The organism is Curtobacterium ammoniigenes NBRC 101786 (assembly GCF_001571045.1).
GTDB classification, from domain to species: domain Bacteria; phylum Actinomycetota; class Actinomycetes; order Actinomycetales; family Microbacteriaceae; genus Curtobacterium; species Curtobacterium ammoniigenes.
This window is the reverse complement of record NZ_BCSV01000002.1, coordinates 255,862-271,756: the sequence shown is the minus strand read 5'-3', so window position 1 is coordinate 271,756 and position 15,895 is coordinate 255,862. Positions and strand designations below refer to the sequence as shown.

Annotated in this window: 15 protein-coding genes; 5 read left to right on the top strand and 10 right to left on the bottom strand. The window is 68.2% G+C overall.

Features of this window, described 5'->3' with window-relative positions:
* Window positions 1-23: 23 nt before the first annotated feature.
* Genes CAM01S_RS04985 through CAM01S_RS04975 form a run of 3 tightly spaced genes read right to left on the bottom strand, consistent with a single transcriptional unit; the run spans window position 24 to window position 2,738 of the window.
* Window positions 24-764, bottom strand: coding sequence for an FAD:protein FMN transferase (locus tag CAM01S_RS04985; protein WP_245631542.1), 741 nt, complete (start codon window positions 762-764; stop codon window positions 24-26).
* A 4-nt stretch (window positions 765-768) separates the two neighbouring features.
* Window positions 769-1,305: an FMN-binding protein gene (locus CAM01S_RS04980; RefSeq protein WP_083527777.1), complete on the bottom strand. Its 537-nt coding sequence runs from the start codon at window positions 1,303-1,305 to the stop codon at window positions 769-771.
* The gene (locus CAM01S_RS04975; RefSeq protein ID WP_169795842.1) at window positions 1,302-2,738 is read right to left on the bottom strand and encodes a ferredoxin reductase family protein; all 1,437 of its coding nucleotides are present in this window, start codon (window positions 2,736-2,738) and stop codon (window positions 1,302-1,304) included. The genes CAM01S_RS04980 and CAM01S_RS04975 overlap by 4 nt, the downstream gene beginning before the upstream one ends.
* A gap of 295 nt (window positions 2,739-3,033) precedes the next feature.
* Here CAM01S_RS04975 and CAM01S_RS14585 point away from each other — a divergent pair, with 295 nt between their 5' ends.
* Window positions 3,034-3,561, top strand: coding sequence for a hypothetical protein (locus CAM01S_RS14585; RefSeq protein WP_066517284.1), 528 nt, complete (start codon window positions 3,034-3,036; stop codon window positions 3,559-3,561).
* 32 nt (window positions 3,562-3,593) lie between these two features.
* On the opposite strand, the gene CAM01S_RS04965 is transcribed toward CAM01S_RS14585, so the two are convergent.
* Window positions 3,594-4,472, bottom strand: coding sequence for a C40 family peptidase (locus tag CAM01S_RS04965; RefSeq protein ID WP_083527774.1), 879 nt, complete (start codon window positions 4,470-4,472; stop codon window positions 3,594-3,596).
* 257 nt (window positions 4,473-4,729) lie between these two features.
* Here CAM01S_RS04965 and CAM01S_RS04960 point away from each other — a divergent pair, with 257 nt between their 5' ends.
* A complete protein-coding gene (locus tag CAM01S_RS04960; RefSeq protein WP_066517281.1) occupies window positions 4,730-5,314 on the top strand; it encodes a DUF2127 domain-containing protein in 585 nt (194 codons plus the stop codon).
* On the opposite strand, the gene CAM01S_RS04955 is transcribed toward CAM01S_RS04960, so the two are convergent.
* The 3 genes from CAM01S_RS04955 to CAM01S_RS04945 are packed head-to-tail and all read right to left on the bottom strand — an operon-like array spanning window position 5,271 to window position 9,125.
* Window positions 5,271-5,933 carry a response regulator transcription factor gene (locus CAM01S_RS04955; RefSeq protein WP_066517279.1) on the bottom strand — a complete coding sequence of 221 codons (663 nt, stop codon included), beginning with the start codon at window positions 5,931-5,933 and terminating at the stop codon, window positions 5,271-5,273. The genes CAM01S_RS04960 and CAM01S_RS04955 overlap by 44 nt on opposite strands.
* 7 nt (window positions 5,934-5,940) lie before the next feature.
* Complete coding sequence (locus CAM01S_RS04950) at window positions 5,941-6,561, bottom strand: DedA family protein (RefSeq protein ID WP_066517277.1); 621 nt, start codon at window positions 6,559-6,561, stop codon at window positions 5,941-5,943.
* Complete coding sequence (locus tag CAM01S_RS04945; protein ID WP_066517276.1) at window positions 6,558-9,125, bottom strand: glycosyltransferase; 2,568 nt, start codon at window positions 9,123-9,125, stop codon at window positions 6,558-6,560. The genes CAM01S_RS04950 and CAM01S_RS04945 overlap by 4 nt, the downstream gene beginning before the upstream one ends.
* A gap of 123 nt (window positions 9,126-9,248) precedes the next feature.
* Between CAM01S_RS04945 and CAM01S_RS04940 the strand changes: the two genes are divergently transcribed.
* Window positions 9,249-10,010, top strand: coding sequence for a COG4705 family protein (locus tag CAM01S_RS04940; RefSeq protein ID WP_066517275.1), 762 nt, complete (start codon window positions 9,249-9,251; stop codon window positions 10,008-10,010).
* On the opposite strand, the gene CAM01S_RS04935 is transcribed toward CAM01S_RS04940, so the two are convergent.
* Complete coding sequence (locus tag CAM01S_RS04935) at window positions 9,999-12,341, bottom strand: transglycosylase domain-containing protein (RefSeq protein ID WP_066517272.1); 2,343 nt, start codon at window positions 12,339-12,341, stop codon at window positions 9,999-10,001. The two genes, CAM01S_RS04940 and CAM01S_RS04935, sit on opposite strands and share 12 nt — an antisense overlap.
* A gap of 144 nt (window positions 12,342-12,485) precedes the next feature.
* Window positions 12,486-13,571, bottom strand: a complete 1,086-nt coding sequence (locus CAM01S_RS04930) for an alkene reductase (RefSeq protein ID WP_066518575.1) — start codon at window positions 13,569-13,571, stop codon at window positions 12,486-12,488.
* A 147-nt stretch (window positions 13,572-13,718) separates the two neighbouring features.
* Here CAM01S_RS04930 and CAM01S_RS04925 point away from each other — a divergent pair, with 147 nt between their 5' ends.
* On the top strand, window positions 13,719-14,327 hold the full coding sequence (locus CAM01S_RS04925; protein WP_157071432.1) for a TetR/AcrR family transcriptional regulator: 609 nt from the start codon (window positions 13,719-13,721) through the stop codon (window positions 14,325-14,327).
* Window positions 14,328-14,397: 70 nt separating this feature from the next.
* Here CAM01S_RS04925 and CAM01S_RS04920 read toward each other — a convergent pair whose 3' ends face one another.
* Window positions 14,398-15,048, bottom strand: coding sequence for a DUF1345 domain-containing protein (locus CAM01S_RS04920; protein ID WP_245631541.1), 651 nt, complete (start codon window positions 15,046-15,048; stop codon window positions 14,398-14,400).
* 106 nt (window positions 15,049-15,154) lie between these two features.
* Between CAM01S_RS04920 and CAM01S_RS04915 the strand changes: the two genes are divergently transcribed.
* A complete protein-coding gene (locus CAM01S_RS04915) occupies window positions 15,155-15,853 on the top strand; it encodes a phosphatase PAP2 family protein (protein ID WP_066517267.1) in 699 nt (232 codons plus the stop codon).
* Window positions 15,854-15,895: the final 42 nt, after the last annotated feature.

Sequence of the window (15,895 nt, the reverse complement as noted above, 5' to 3'; positions counted from 1 at the left end):
ACCGCACAGCGTGCGCAGCCGGGCTACGGCGTCGTCGGCTCCGCCTCAATGAGGTCCCCGGTGCGCGTCACCGCGACCACCCGCACGCGCCATGTGTGCACCGCCTCGTACAGCGTCGCCGTGCCACCGGCGATGATGGCGGTCGACAGCACGTCGGCGGTGACGATGTCCTCCGCCACGACGGTGGCCTGCCGGAGCTCGGCCGCCGGATCCGATCGCCAGATGTGCTCGCCACGCTCACCCGTCCCCGACGTCGCTATCGCGCGCCACGCTCCGTCGAGTGCGATGGACGTCAAAAGCACGCGCCGGTCATCCGGGTGCGCGATCCCGACACCCCACGGCGCGTCGTCCACAACGCCGCGGACGAGAACGTCTCCACCGGCGTTCACGCACCACGACGCGACACCGGCCTCGTCGAGCGCGTCGCCCGCCCGCTCGATCGCGGCGGCCTTGACGATGCCGGCGAGATCGACCGTTCCATCGGCCCGGTGCGGATCGAATGCCCCACCGGTGCGATTGCGCCACGCGACCGCCTGCGCGTACATATCGCGGTGCGCTTCGCTCGCTCGCGTCAGCGCAAGGCGTCCATCGGCGATCTGCGCCGCCGGAGACTCCGGACGGTAGCGGGAGTACTCGGCGTCGTATGCGGCGAACACGCGCTCGACCGCAGCGAGCGCGGCGGACGGCTGGGCGCCTCCCGGTCGAGCGTCGAGCGGAATCGCGACCGACACGACCGTGCCCATGGTCTCGAAAACGTGCTGCACAGCCCTACTTCGCCTGGTCGAGGGCCGACTGCAGCGACTGCGCGTACCCCTGCGACGTGTACGTGGCGCCGGAGACGGCGTTGATGTTCGCGGACTGCGCGCTCATCGCCTCCTGCTTCAGGATCGGCACGGCGTAGTCGTCGATCTGAATGGATCGCCCGCCGAGCTGCGTCAGCTGCATCGGGGTGATGTCCGTGAGCTTTCCGCCGGACACCGTGATGCGCACTTGCACGTTTCCGAACGGGGTGTTCTGGGTCGAACCCGTGTAGGTGCCGTCCTTCAGGCCGCTGGACGTGGTCGACCCGGAGCCTGATGACGATCCGGAGGCCCCTCCCGCAGCCGACGACGCAGCGCTCGGCGACGAGCCCGCAGACGACCCGGACGACCCAGACGACCCGGACGACCCCGACGATGAACCCGTCGTGCCGCTCGTACCAAGCGCGCTCGTCGGCCCGGAGCCGTGCGCGACCGCAGACTCGATGCCCGCCGTCAGGATCCCGACGGACACGAGCACACCGCCGACCACAACGCGTGTTCTCACCAGTCGAACCGCTCTCGGTGCAGGTGGTCCGCAGGAAGGCCGTGGCGGAGCGCATCCTGCTCCACAAGGTCGCCCCACTGCTGCGGGCCACAGATGTACAGGTCGGAGTGCCGGAGCGCCGGGAAGATGCTGCCGGCATTCGCGCCGCGAGCCGTGTCGTCCGCTGCGAGCCAGCCGGCACGACCCGTGCCCCGACGCCCAACGCTCACGAACACCTTGTGTCCGCGCCGCCGAGCCCACGTGGCGACCTCATCCCACAGGTACGCCTCCCGATCGCTGCGGCCACGCAGGAGGATCGTCACGGCCCCGGGAGGCGCGTCCAGCGTCTCGAGGAACGCGCGGATCGGCGTGATCCCGATACCGGAAGCGGCGACCGCGATCCGCGTCGACGTCCGGGTGACGTCCGTGAAGATCCCGTACGGGCCTTCGAAGGACACCGGGGTGCCCGGACGGAGGCGTGCGAGTTCACTGCTTCCGCGACCGAGCGCACGCACCGTGATGCGGAGGCGCTTGTCGGTGGGAGCAGCGGAAAGGGAGATCGGGTGCGCGTGCCACCACGTGCCTGCGGACCAGAAGCGCCACATGAAGAACTGACCGCCCCGCGCCTCCAGCGCACTGAGGTTGCGGCCGCGCATGTGGATCGAGATGACATCGTCAGCGACGCGTTCGACGCGCTCCACCACCACGTCGTGCCGGATGCTCCGGACGATCGGCACCGCGAATCGGAAGACGCCGATCGACCCGAGCGCGAACACATAGAGCGCGAGCCAGTAGACGCGCTCCCATGTGCCGGCGGCGAGCACGAGCCCGACCGAGAGCTGGTGCGGGATCGCGATGATCACCGAGACGTACGAGAGCAGGTGGATGAGGTGCCACCCTTCGTACGGCAGCGCTCGCCGAACGGCGGTCACGGTCGTCCAGACCACGGCGATCATCGCGAGGAGGCCAACGAGGGACAGGAAGATGTCTCCGGTCGAGAACAGGACCAGCGCCTCCCGGATCGGGTTCACGTGCGAGTCGAGCGCGTAGCCGAGGATCAGGAGCGCTGCGTGGCTGAGCAGCAGGTAGAGCGCCGGCTTGCCGAGCTTGCCGTGCTCTTTCATCGCGCTGTCGTGGCCGACGAGGCGATCGATGAGCGGGAGGCGCGCCGCGAGCACCAGCATGACGAGGACCAGGTCCGTGCCGATCAGGCCGGCGACGATTCCCGCGTCGGTCACGATCTGGCCGATGCTGCCGAACAGGGCCCGGCCGGAGCTCAGCCAGAGCGTGACCGCCATTGCAGCTGAGGCCCACGCGAGGATGCCAAGGAGGTCCGCGAGACCGCGGCGACGTCGTTGCCTGGCGCTGTAGTAGCGGTCATAGGCGGTCGTCGCGCCCGTCCGCGGCGCGCGCCCCGGGGGCGTCGCCCGTGCTCGGGTCACGGTGTTGCTCATGGTCGGTCTCGTCTCCTGTGGCGTGGTCAGCGGCGGCACCGCGGTGCGCGTCGTCGGCGGGTTGCCCTGGAACGATTGAGGGCCGTCTGCCTTTGAGAACACTGTGGACGGGCACTGACCTGTCTGATCGTGATCTGAACCCGCGGCTCCGTCCCAGGATGGGTGGATTCTGGGGAGCCGGGTTGGATTCTGGATCGATTTGCCGCAGCGCCGAGCGCCTGCGGTGCCCCTGAGAGCCGCAGCCTCTGGCGCATTCTGGGTCCGCTCCCGTCGCGAAGAACGATAAGTTGAGCCTATGCGGGCGTATCGGGCCGCCGGCCTTATCGGTGGGATTGCGCTGCTCTGCATCGGGATCATCGCGGCCGGGTTCATGTGGCTCTCCGGCGGACTGCAGCGGAATGTCGCACAGGACGCGTTCGCCCCGCTCGGCGACGCACTCTTCGGGTCTGGCGCGAACCGCGTGTGCGACATCGGCGACGCCGGCTATCGGACAGTCGGTGCCAGTCCTCGCTACACCGCCTACTATCTGGCGCCGAACAGGCCGCGCGCCGAACGCGACCTCCTGGCGGCCGCGGCCTCCGATGGTTTCAGCCTCGAGCCGGTCCGGCTGCCGAACCGCACCGTCGTCGCCGCATACCGCTCTGTGCAATCAGCAGCAGATGGTCGGAGTGCGCACGGCGTCCTCGATGTGGAGGTCTACCAGCGGGCAACCGTGCCGCTCAAGTGCGCGGGCAGTCACGGATCGCGCACGGAGAAGGTGGCCGGAAACGCGGCCCTCGTTGTCGTGACGCTCACCGAGCCTCCGCGACCGGCAGGACCGTAGGTCCGGACCAGCGCGCCGGTCGACGGCGCGAGTTACTGTCCGGCGGGCAGGATGCGCGCGAAATGGTGGGCGGCCGGGAACATCCCGATGATGTCGACCGGCTCGCCGGGATGCGGCGCCTGCAGCACGAGGCCATCGCCGAGGTAGATACCGATGTGCGCCTCGCTGTCGTACACGACGAGATCGCCCGGGAGCGCCTCGCTCTCCGGAATCGTCGTCGCAACGGCGTCCTGCGAGGGGACGTAGTGCGCGAGCTGGATCCCGACCGACGCGTAGGCGACCATCACGAGGCCCGAGCAGTCGATCCCGCTGTGCGAGGCTCCGCCCTCGACATACGGGTCACCGAGGTACGCCAGCGCCGCATCGATGATCTTCGCCCGGTCGCCGCCCATGCTCAACGCGTTCGTGACCACGGTCTTCGCCTGCGGGACGGACGTTCCCCAGCCCACCACGAGTGTGGGGGTCGAGATCACCGTCGCCTGCCCGTTCTCGATCACCGGGACGGTCACACCGCTCGACACCTGGAAATGCTGGCTCGCGAGATTCGGCACCGTGTGCGCGGCACCTGCCGAAGCCGGATGCAGTGGGCTTGCGCTCGCCGGCAGCGCGAAACCGAGACCCGAGGTGAGCGCCATCAGCGGCGCGAGCACGTGGGCGACGCGCTTCGCGTGCTTCACGCGGCGCGCGCACTCGACACGGATCGCTTTGCGCGATAGGACCGCGGGCTGCGGGAGTGCGGGCTCCGGAAGCGCACGACCGGGCAAGGATGGGGACTCGACAGCGCGGCGAGCACGACGCGGTCGCGGCGGTTCGACGGGCGTAAAGGTGGACCTGCGCAACGCCGGTCCCGACGACGTGTGCTGGGAGCGGCGGGTGGGTGCGGCCTCCGGCAGCGCGTGTCGTCCAGCCATGAGTTCCTCTCGGCGGAGTAGTCCCGATCACCCGGCGGCGACGCCGTGGTGTGCCGTCCGATGCCCGGCACGTAAAGGTAACGTATTGGTCACGGTCTAGACGTGGCCCGGAAGGTTGAACCCGAAAGCTGGTCATCCGTTCAGAAAGCGCGACGTTCCGCAGCGAGTTGTCACCGGATCGGGGGACAGCGCTCACGCTCGTCTCTCCGCCTTGTCCCCTTGGTTGATTCTGGCTCCGATCCGTGCACCCTTGACCCATGTGGATCGACCGGCGACGACGGAACCGGATCATCGACGCCGTCTTTCTCTACGGTGTCGTCACGAAAGGGATCGACGGATTCGTCGAGACCGCGGCGGGGATTCCGCTGCTCCTGCTCGCCCCGGCGCAAGTGCATGCGATCGTGCTATCGCTGACCGACGGCACACTCGACGCACATCCGCACAATTGGCTGGCCTCGTGGATCTTGCGCACTGCCTCGAGCCTGACGTCGTCCGGCCTGCTCATCGGTGCTGCGTATCTGCTGTTCCACGGGGTGCTCAAGCTCGCCATCGTCGTCGCGCTCGCAACGAACAAGCGTCGGGTCTACCCGTGGGCGATCGCCGCGCTCGGAGCGTTCCTCGTCGTGCAGCTCATCCAGCTCGCGTTCACGCCGTCGATCGGGCTGGTCCTCATGTCGATCCTTGACGCGGCCATCATCGCCATCACGTGGCGCGAGTGGCGACACGGGCGCTCGCTCCGCACGGCCTGGCGAAGCTTCTCCCTCGATGTCCTGCGGTTCTCGCGACGACTCCGCGGTGTCAGGGCGTACCGATCCGGTATCCCGTCCCGCGAATGGTCGTGATGATCTCCCGGTCGGTCTTCCTCCGGATGTAGTGGACATAGGTGTCGACCGTGCCGAGCTGCTCGCCCTTGTCGAATACCGCGGACAGAATGTGCGCGCGCGAGAACGCAGTCGTCGGCGCCTTCGCCAGCAGTGCGAGAAGCGCGTTCTCCTTTTCCGTGAGTTGAATCCGGCCGCTATACGGCGAGTACACGCTCGCGGTGTCGGGATAGAAGGTCCACTCCCCGATCGGGATCGGATCGCCCTCCGATGCGTAGTCCCGGGTCAGCGCGCGGAGGCGCGCGCTCAATTCCTCGAACTCGAACGGCTTGACGAGGTAGTCGTTCGCCCCGCCGTCGAGTCCGGAGATCTTGTCGCTGAGCGACCCGAGCGCCGTGAGCATCAGGACGGGTGTCGCATCGCGTCGAGTCCGCAGCGCGCGGATGAACTCGACCCCGTCCATGCCGGGGAGGCGACGATCCACGACCATGACGTCGAACAGACGGTCAGCGCTGACGTCGAGGGCGGTCTCGCCATCCGCGACGAGCGTGACATCCCACTCATCGCCAAGCAGTTCGGCCGTCAGCGGCCCCAGGCGCGCGTCGTCCTCGACCAGCAGCAGGCGTCCCGTCGCAGGCATCGCCGGATCAGCTCCGCGCTCCGCGGGCGGCGCTGCGCTTGCGGAGCGCCCCGATCCCGATCGGCACGACTGACACGATGACGATCAGGACCGCGAGCGCATCGATGTTCTTCGCGACGAAGGGGATACCGCCGAGCAGGACGCCGACGAGCGTGAGCAGGACCGGCCAGATGACCGCTCCGACGAGGTTCCACCGGGCGAACCGTGCCCACGGCATCGCCGCTGCGCCCGCTGCGAGCGGAACGTAGGTGCGGACGATCGGCACGAAGCGGCCGAGCACGAGTGCGAGGCCGCCATACCGCGCGAAGAACGCCTCCGCCTCGGCGAGGCGCTCCGTCCGGAGCACCCGCGCATCCTCGCGGAACAGTCGCCGTCCGAAACGCCGTCCCAACCAGTAGCCGACCTGGTCGCCGAGAACGGCCGCGACGATCGCGACGAGCGCGGTCTGCCAGGGCGCGATACCGAGCGGAACGCTGAGGATCGCGGCGGTGACGAGCAGGGAATCGCCCGGCAGGAACGGGAACAGCACGCCCGATTCGATGAACACGAGGATCCCGACGCCGAGCAGCACCCATGGGCCGAACGCGTGCAGGACGGTCGATGCGTCGAGCAGGTGGAGGATATTCACGCGCCCAGTCTCTCGGGTTGTGGCCAAGAATCCCCGGAGTGCGGTGTGCCCTCGGGCAGCGTGGCGCGCAGGAACTCGTCCAGCGCCTCGGCGTCGTAGGCGGGAACGTCGAGGCTCGCCGCTGCGACCTCCCCGCGAAGGAACGCTCGCATCCCATCCGCCACGCCATCCGCGCTTCGCTCGACCAGGTGCACCATGTCACCCGGGAGGGCGTGCGCGGCTGAGGCGAAGCGGGTCGAGACGATCGCGCGGTGCAGGACCGCCGCCTCCAGGATGACCATCGGCTGCCCCTCGTGATCGCTCGACAGGACGACGCAGTCTGCGGCCGCCATGAACGCGTAGGGGTTGCCCACCGCTCCGGTGAACGCGACCGCATCGGCGATGCTCAGTCGCGCGGCCTGTTGCTCGAGCGTCGGCCGGAGATAGCCGTCGCCGACGATGAGGAGGCGCGTGTCCGGTCGATCGCGATGCACCGTCGCGAACGCATCCAGGAGGCGCGCGTGGTTCTTCTCGGGGGAGAGGCGACCGACGCACGCGAACCAGGTCAGGCGCGGGTCGGCGAGGTCATCGAGCCAGACGGGTCGTTCGAAGGGCTCCGGCGGGTCGAGCCGGCGTGCCTCGTGCCGCTCGCGAAGCACCCGCTCGGGCGGTACCGCTGCGCCCGCGAGGATCGGGCGGTCATCCACCAGGTTGCGCGCGGCGAGGAACGGTCCGTGCGCAACGTCCGCCAGTGCGGTGGCGTTGTGGTCGCGGAGTGACTCCGAGACGGCGACGATCCGCTCGTACTGGTCGTACATGCCGATCACCGCGCGCAGCGATCGGCGCATGCTCGGCTTGCCGTTGACGAGGCGCTCGACTTCCGCAGCCATGTCGTTGTGCATCCAGATGGACCGGACGACCGGCTTCGGCGCGTGGAGCATGAGCGCCGCCCAGAACGGCGAGTATCCGCTGAAGTCGACGACGGCATCGAAGCGGGCGTCGCCGAAGCAGCGATGCCATTCGGCGTCGTACGCGGCGGACAGCTCCGGGTGCTCGTGATGGCGCAGCGGATCGGACCGGCGGTCCGCGAGTCGGCGCTGCAGTTGCACCACTTTCGAGCCGTTCATGCCGCCCATCCGCGGCAGCTGCCGGACGCGCGGGTCGACTCGGGCGCGGCTCGCGCGCGCGACACTGGTGTCGGATCGCGGGAAGGTCACGCTCACATCGACGCCGGCGTCGACGAGGGCGGGCAGCAGGTTCACTGCGGCGCTCGTGATGCCGTTCGCTCGCATCCCACCGAGGTGGATGAGCATCGATGGCCGGTGCGGCTGTTCGTCGAGCCGCGGCCACGTGTCCTCGCCGACGCCGCGGAAGACGACGTCGAGCACCCGCGCGGACGCGCGACCGTCGTCGAGGTGCACCATCGCCTCAGCCATCGCGCTGTACCGGTCGGCGAATTCGGGATCGATGCCGTGCTGCACACCGCGCGTGACGGCGGCGGCGAGCGACGGGAGGTCGGTGCACCGTGGCCCAGGGAAGGACGCGGGGTCGACGTAGAGGCCGCGCGTCGCCGCGTAGTCGTCGCCATCGAGGCCAGCGAAGACGACGGGGCGACCGGTGGCGAGGAAATCGACAGCGATCGACGAGTAGTCGGACACGAGGACGTCGGTCGCGGCGAGCAGCCGGTTCGTTGGAATGTCTTCGGGCACGAGCACGTCGTGGAGCGCCGGCTGTTGTCGTGCGAGTTCGAGGACGGCCTGGTGCGGTTTGACGAGCACGCGCGCCGCCGATCCCGCCTGCTCGAGCGTCGCCTGGATGAACGCCGCGACACGCGCGATCTCACCCGTGTGGTCCGTCGGTGCAGTGAACCGTTCACCGCGCCACGTCGGGGCATAGAGGACGACGCCTCCGCCATCCTGGAGGCTCCGCACACCGAGCCGGGACCTGGTCGCCTCCGCACCAGGTGTGTCGAACAGGTGATCGTTGCGGGGATAGCCGGTCTCGATGAGGCGCGCGGGGCCGAACCCGTCGAGCTTGTACGCCTGCCGATACATGCGGTCGGTCATGTAGCGGTTCTGCGAGAGCAGATGTGTGGCCTGGAGGAAGTTCCGGATCGTGTTCGCCGACGCGAACCCGCCGTCGGGCTCGTCGAACCCCATGCGTTTCAGGGGCGTGCCGTGCCACGTGTTGAGGTAGCGCTGTTCTGGCCGTCGGTCGAACTCGGGCGGGAACGTCGCGTTGTTGATGAGGACGCCCGCAGTGGCCAGCACGGTCCAGTACGCGAAGGTGCCGCGCTCGACGACTCGAACGCGCGTGTTGCCGCGGAACTCCGCTTGCATGGATCGCGCGGAGGCGCGGTCGAGGGCCCACACGGCCGTGCGGTCCTTCAGATCGGGCGCGGCGAGCATCGCGCGGAAGAGCGCTTCCGGGTTGCAGGTGGCGCCGTTGCCGGCGAACGACTCGAAGAGCACCAGGTTCTGGTCGACGGGGCGCCGCCGGCCCATCGCATACCACTCGGCGCGCAGGCCGTTCAGCGTTCGCCGTGGCAGGCGACGGACAGATCGTACGAGTCGACGGGAATTCATTCGGCTCCTTCCGGTGGCGGCTCGAGGGGCCGCCGGTGCCGGGTGTACCGACCTGTGCGGACTCGAGTCGGCCGAGGCGGGTCGATCCGACGAATCTTTGAACGCTTCGGCAATGCTCAGACTATGAACCGTAGCAAGGTCCCGGATCCGACGCTGTCATTCTGGGTGGCGAAGGTGCTGACGACGGGCATGGGGGAGGCGCTGTCGGACTTCATGGTGCGGCACTTCGATCCGTACCTGACCGTCGGTATCACCGCTGTGGTGTTCGCGGTGGTCCTCGTCGTGCAGATCGCGGCGAAGCGCTACATCCCGTGGTTGTACTGGGCTGCTGTGGTCATGGTCGGCGTCTTCGGGACGATGGTCGCCGACGCAGCGCACGTCGCCGCCGGTATCCCGTACTTCGTGTCCGCACCGGTGTTCCTCGTGGTGCTCATCGCGGTGTTCGTCGTGTGGCAGCGCACCGAGCACACGGTCGACGTGCACGCGATCGACACGCTGCGCCGCGAACTGCTCTATTGGTCGGCCGTTGTGGCGACCTTTGCACTCGGCACCGCTGCGGGCGATCTCGCCGCCTACGTGTTCGGGCTCGGGTTCCTTGTCGCAGGCCTGATGTTCACCTCGGCGATCGTCGTGGTCGTCCTCGCGCGAGCCGCCAGGCTCATGGCCGCGGTGCCCGCCTTCTGGATCGCCTACATCCTCACCCGGCCGGTCGGCGCGTCATTCGCAGACTGGTTCGCCGTCGAACCGTCTCGGGGCGGTCTTGGGGTCGGAACGGGCGCCGTCAGCGCGATCCTCGGCGCGTGCATCGTCGCCATTGTGGCGTGGGTGTCGGTCCGTCACGAGCGGGCGCGTCGCGTCGCGCTCGTGACTCGCTCAGCCTCCTGACGCCGGCGCTGCCGGACCCTGCGTCGCGGGCGCGCTCGGGGTGCCGCCTGCGGATGCGCCTCCCGAGGTGCCGCCGGCAGTCCCGCTCGTCGTCGTGCCGCCGGTCGACTGGCCGCCGGTGGATGCGGTTCCCGATGTGCTGTTCGTTGTGGCCGGGGCCGTCGGGGTCGTCCCCGTGGACGGCGTAGCCGTCGGGGTGGGCGTCGTGACCACCGGTGTGCCGATCATCGCTTGATCGGGTGTGGGGAGGGCGCCGCCGCCATAGTGGGTGTCCAGCCAGCTCAGAAGCGCGCGGTCGACGGAGAACTTCGCGTTGTAGCCGGTCGTCCCGCCCAGGAGCGAGCGGTTTCCGAGGGGGACCGTGCCACTCGCGTTTCCGACCCATGTGGCGTTGGTGTACTTCGTTGTCGACGTGACGAGCCAGTTCTGCACGTCCGAGTCGGTCGTGCCGGTCTTGGCGAACTTCGGCGTGCTGTCTTGCGGGTTCGCCGTTGCGGCAGTCCCGTAGCCGCTCAACACGGACTGCAGTGCGTAGTCGACGGTTGCCGCGACGTTCGCCGGCACGCCGCGCGAGCATTTGGACGGCGTCGGTGCAATGGACTTGCCGGAGGCGGTGGTCACGCTGGTGATACCGACCGGTGTGCACATGACGCCACCGTTCGCGAAGCCGGCGTAGGCGCTCGCCAAATTGAGCGGCGAGAGCTCGTTCACACCGAGGATCATCGATGGGAACTCCGTGAGCGGTTTCCCGTCGGCCCGATGAATACCCATCGCCTTGGCGAGGTCGGCGATCTTGCAGAGGTCGAGTTGCTTCCCCATCTGCGCGAAGACGGTGTTGATGGACTCCGCCGTTGCCCGGAGCACCGTGTAATTGCCGCTGAAGCCCACGTCATTCGCGACGTTCCACACGCTGTTGCCGATGTTCTCGCACGAGTTCTGGAACTGCGAGAACGGGTACGAGTGCTGGTTCGACGTGACATATTCCGAGAGCGTGTGCCCCGTTGCGAGCCACTCCGCGAGCGTGAACGCTTTGAATGTCGATCCAGTCTGGAACCCGATCGAGCCTCCATACCCTTCATCGGCGCTGTAGTTCACCGCGGTCGACCCCGCCGGTGCCTGATCGGATTGGGAATACGCGGTGTTCTGCACCATGGCCAGGATGTGGCCGGTACCGGGCTGCACGGTCACGTCGCTGCCGCCGATATCGACTCCGGACATCGTCGCGGGCACGTAGCGGCTGAGGTCGGCCTGCGCCTGCGCCTGGAGCGCCAGGTCAAGCGTGGTGTAGATCTTGAGTCCCTGGGTGTCGAGCGCCTGCGCGCGGGCGCTCGTCGTCGCTCCGAACGCCGAATCGTGCAGGACTTCGGCGCGAACGTACTCGCAGAAGTATCCGGCGTCGTAGTTGGTCGCGGCGGCGGAGCACCCGGAGCTCGCGGGCGTGATCTTGGGTGCGATCGGCGTCGCGATCGCCTGCGTCTCCTGCGCCTTTGTGATCGAGTGGTGCACGTACATCCGCTGAATCACGTAGTTGCGACGATCGAGCGTCAACTTGTAGCCGTTCGCGGATCCGTTGTACTTGTTGCCCGGCTCATCGATGCGGAGGTTCGACGGATTGTTCAGGATCGCGACGAGCGTGGCGGCCTGCGGCAAGGAGACGTCTGAGGCATTCACGCCGAAGTAATACTGCGATGCCGCCTGGACGCCGTAGACGTTGCCGCCCATGCCGACGATGTTCAGGTATCCGTTGAGGATCGTCGACTTCGAATACTGCTTGTTCACTGCGATCGAGTAGCGCAGCTCCTGCAGCTTTCGGGCAATGGTCGTCCCCGAGACCTTCTGATAACAGGCGTTGACCTGTGCAGTGGTATCGAGCTGTTCGCACTGCTGCACCAGCACGTTCTTCACGTACTGCTGGGTGATCGACGATCCGCCCTGGAGGCGCCCCCCACCCGTCGAGTCCGCGATCGCTGCCCGGAGCGTTCCGGGAATGTCGATCCCGCCCTCCTGGTAGAAGCGAGGGTCTTCCGTGTCCACCGCCGCCTTCTTCAGGAGCGGACTGATCTTGGACCCGGGAACGACGTCGCGGTTCTCCGAGAAGAACGACGCGATGGGAACCTGCTTGCCGTTCTGGTTCGCGTAAATCGTCGATGCCTGCTGGGGCGTCCCGATCTGGAGATAGCTCGGCAGACCTCGGAAGAATTGCACGACGCTCGATGCCGACACACCAGTGGCGGCGGCCACCGGCGCAGCAGCCACTGCTACGAGGAGGCCCGCGCAGATCGAGATTGCGACGAACGTGAACAGCGCACGGACCCTGAGTGCGAATCGCATGTTCCGCACGCTAACAATTGCACCTCAACAATTGCGGAATTGGTGCATGCGCGGGAATGTGCGCTCGTACAGGGCCCGTGCGCTGCGGCAAGCCGCTGACCGCCGCGGCGCGGGTGTTCTCGCTCGCGCCGGCGGCCGTTCGGTTCAGACCGCCGGGAGCTCGGCGAGTGCCGGGTAGTCGGTGTATCCCTCGGCGCCGTCACCATAGAAGAGGTGCGGGCGCGGCTCGTTGAGTTCGAGATCGTGCTCCCAGCGCGCCGCGAGGTCCGGGTTCGCGATGGCGGCACGGCCGACGCCCACGGCATCCGCGACGTCGTCGGCGACGAGCGCGATGGCGTCGGCCCGACCGGTCGGCGACTGGAACCCGGTGTTGGCGATGAGTGGGGCACCCGCGAGTGAACGGATCGTCCGGACCAGGTGGCCCGAGGGTTCCGGGTGGAGCACATCCACGAACGCAAGGTGCAGCGGCGCGAGACCGGTTGCCACCGCGCTGTACGTGGCGAGGACGTCGTCGGAGTCTTCTTCGAGGACGCCCTGGATGTTGTGCTGGGGTGAGAGCCGGATTCCCGTCCGATCTCCTCCGATCGTCGCCGCGACGGCTGTGGTCACCTCGATCGCGAGCCGCGCACGATTCTCGGGCGACCCTCCGTAGATGTCCGTCCGCGTGTTCGAGACCGGCGACAGGAACTCGTGCACGAGATATCCGTTCGCACCATGGACTTCCACGCCGTCGAGACCAGCGGCGACCGCGTTGCGCGCAGCCCGGACGAAGCCCTCGATGACCTCCGGCATCTCGTCGAGCTCGAGCGCGTGCGGCACCGGCATGTCGACCTTGCCCGTCGCCGTGTGTGTCTGCCCCGGGGCGGCGATCGCACTCGGTCCGACAATGCGAGGCGTCTGCGCGATCTCGGGATGCGAGACGCGCCCGCCGTGCATGAGCTGCATCACGATGGTGCCACCCGCCGCGTGGACGGCGTCCGCGACGCGTGCCCACCCGGCGATCTGCTCGTCGGTCTCGATACCGGGCTGACCGGGGTAGGAACGACCTTCTTGCACGGGCCAGGTGCCCTCGGTGACGATCAACCCGAGGCCGGCCCGCTGCCGGTAGTGCTCGACGAGCAGGTCGTTCGGGACACCGCGCTCACCCGCGCGGAGTCGCGTCAGCGGGGCCATGACGATGCGATTCTTCAGATGCAATGCGCCGAAGTCGGCTGAGTCGAAAAGGTTCACGGTCAGGCGCAACAGAGGACGCGCCTCCGCGTATTCCGGATTCGTTGTCGTTCCTTGGCGGCATCACCGACCGACGTGACGCGTCAACGCCTCCGCCCCCCGGATGGGGCCGTGACGCCGCGGCGCTCGACCGATTCAATGGACGGCATGTCTGCAGAGCTGGCGGTGCCGCATTCGGACCTCCGTCAGCGGATCACCGCGGCTGCGATCGAGACCTACCGGGACGCTGATTTCCCGAGCGTCGGCGTCGACGACGTCGCGCGGACGGCGGGGCTCCACGCTGACGTCATCCGCTCGGTCTTTCCGAGCTGGGAGCTGCTCGTCGTCTCGGTTGCGGACCAGTGGTCCGGCAGCCTGCGGCGGACATGCATGCACATCGGGGAGTCGGACGGCGCGGCAGCCTATCTTCGGGCGTTGCTGACGGCCGCTGATGGGGATCGTGCGATGATCCGCATGCGCATCGCGCTGCTCAGTGCTGGATCAGACCCGACCCACGCGGCGGCCGGGTGGTTCCGCAGTGAGTATGACCGATTCCTGGAGGACATCGTGCTCATGCTGACCCGGGATGTCCTTGCGAAGCGCGAACCGCGGACGATGACGCCGAAGCATGGCGCTGAGCAGCTCATCGCGCTCTACGAAGGCCTGCAGATGCAGGCGATCATGCTCCCCGGCGTCGAGATCCTGCCGTCGTGGGATCGCGCGGTCACGCGAATGCGCAGCGGGTGGGCGACGGCGTATCGCCCGCTCGACCGCTGAGCGGTCGCGGACTGCCCCTGCGCCTCGCGGGATGCCTCCCGCAGATGCACGCGGCCGCGCCTCGATCGATCTACGCGAGACCGGCGACGAGGTTCACCACGCTCGCGATCACGAAGGTGCCGAAGAAATACGAGATGAGCGCGTGCCGGAGCGTCGCCGCTCGGATCCGCGACGACCGGATGGACGTGTCGGACACCTGGAACGTCATGCCCACGGTCACGGCGAAGTACGCGAAGTCGACGAACGTGGGCAGCTCGTCGTCATTGTTGAAGTCGATTCCGCCGGGGGCTGCGCTGTAGTACAGCTCGGCGTACCGAAGCGTGAACAGGGTCTGCACCAGGAACCATGACAACCCGACGCTGACGACCCCGAGCGCCGCCCCGAGGTCCTTCTCGACGCCCTGGAGCTTGCCCGCCGTCGCGAGCACCACGATCACGGCCACGACACTCGCGATGGCCGCGAACACGAGCAGCAGATCGCTGACGGTCCGACGCGGATCCTCCCGAGCGGCGAGCTCCCGCGTGCGCGCAGCGTCCGCACGGAGCAGCGGGAACGCGCCGACGACGTAGACGAGACACGCGCACGCCCATCCGATCGATGGTGCCCATCGCACAGGGCCGACGAGCACCGCGATCACCGCTCCGAGTACCCCGGCAGCGGCCATCCATGCGAGGCGGTGATGGTAGCGATGCGAGCGCCGGGTGTTCGAAGCGAGATCCACGCGTTCAGCATGACGACTCGGTCGGCGAACCGCCCGCGCCACGCGGATGAGAAGACTGGCAGGAAGTCCGCCAATTCTGGGTGGCGATACGTCAGACTTCGTATCCGTGACTGAAGGTTCTCGCCAGCGGCCCGCACCGCGCCGATCGCCGCTGCTCTCGATCCCGAGCCACTGGATCGTTGCCGTCGCCGCGCTCTGGGTCGCCGTCTTCATCGTGGGGTTCGTCGCAAAGGTGGCTCCGAGCCTCCGAGCCGCCCAGCTCGGCGTCGACCGCGCGCTCAACGACATGCACACGCCACTGCTCGATCGCGTCGCGCTGCTGTTCGACGGGCTCGACAAGGTGCCGGTCGTCGCCCTCTACATCGTCGTCCTCCTCGTCGTCGGCGGCCTGCTCTACGGCTGGCTGCGGGCATTCGGCGCCGCGATCGCCGCCGGGGCCGGCTGGTTGCTGTGCCTCATCCCGAAGGAGGTCGTCCACGAGATTCGACCGCCCGTGGACAGCGTCAGCCACGTGCTGCACGCCGGCCGAAGCACGTTGAGCTACCCAAGCGGCCACGTCGTGTTCGCCGTCGCGTTCAGCGTCGCGGTGCTCTTCCTCGTCCGAGGAACCATGCTCCGCGTGCTCCTCGGCATCGCTGGGACCGCCTTCGTGGTCGTGGCCGCGTGGGCGCGCCTGTACGTGGCCGCGCACTTCCCGACCGACGTCGTCGGCTCAGTGCTCGCCGGAATCGGCGGCGCCCTGCTCGTCGCGGGTCTCTGGAACGTGGTGGTGGCGCGAGCGCTCAGACCGAGGTCCCGTGCCTGATCAGCACCGCTCGCGGCAGGCGCTGACGGGAGTCTCGCGGCG

Bases quoted from the DNA above. Each gene is read 5' to 3' on its own strand.
- CAM01S_RS04975 (WP_169795842.1), bottom strand. From the start codon at position 2,738: ATGAGCAACACCGTGACCCGAGCACGGGCGACGCCCCCGGGGCGCGCG.
- CAM01S_RS14585 (WP_066517284.1), top strand. From the start codon at position 3,034: ATGCGGGCGTATCGGGCCGCCGGCCTTATCGGTGGGATTGCGCTGCTC.
- CAM01S_RS04965 (WP_083527774.1), bottom strand. From the start codon at position 4,472: ATGGCTGGACGACACGCGCTGCCGGAGGCCGCACCCACCCGCCGCTCC.
- CAM01S_RS04960 (WP_066517281.1), top strand. From the start codon at position 4,730: ATGTGGATCGACCGGCGACGACGGAACCGGATCATCGACGCCGTCTTT.
- CAM01S_RS04955 (WP_066517279.1), bottom strand. From the start codon at position 5,933: ATGCCTGCGACGGGACGCCTGCTGCTGGTCGAGGACGACGCGCGCCTG.
- CAM01S_RS04945 (WP_066517276.1), bottom strand. From the start codon at position 9,125: ATGAATTCCCGTCGACTCGTACGATCTGTCCGTCGCCTGCCACGGCGA.
- CAM01S_RS04940 (WP_066517275.1), top strand. From the start codon at position 9,249: ATGAACCGTAGCAAGGTCCCGGATCCGACGCTGTCATTCTGGGTGGCG.
- CAM01S_RS04935 (WP_066517272.1), bottom strand. From the start codon at position 12,341: ATGCGATTCGCACTCAGGGTCCGTGCGCTGTTCACGTTCGTCGCAATC.
- CAM01S_RS04925 (WP_157071432.1), top strand. From the start codon at position 13,719: ATGTCTGCAGAGCTGGCGGTGCCGCATTCGGACCTCCGTCAGCGGATC.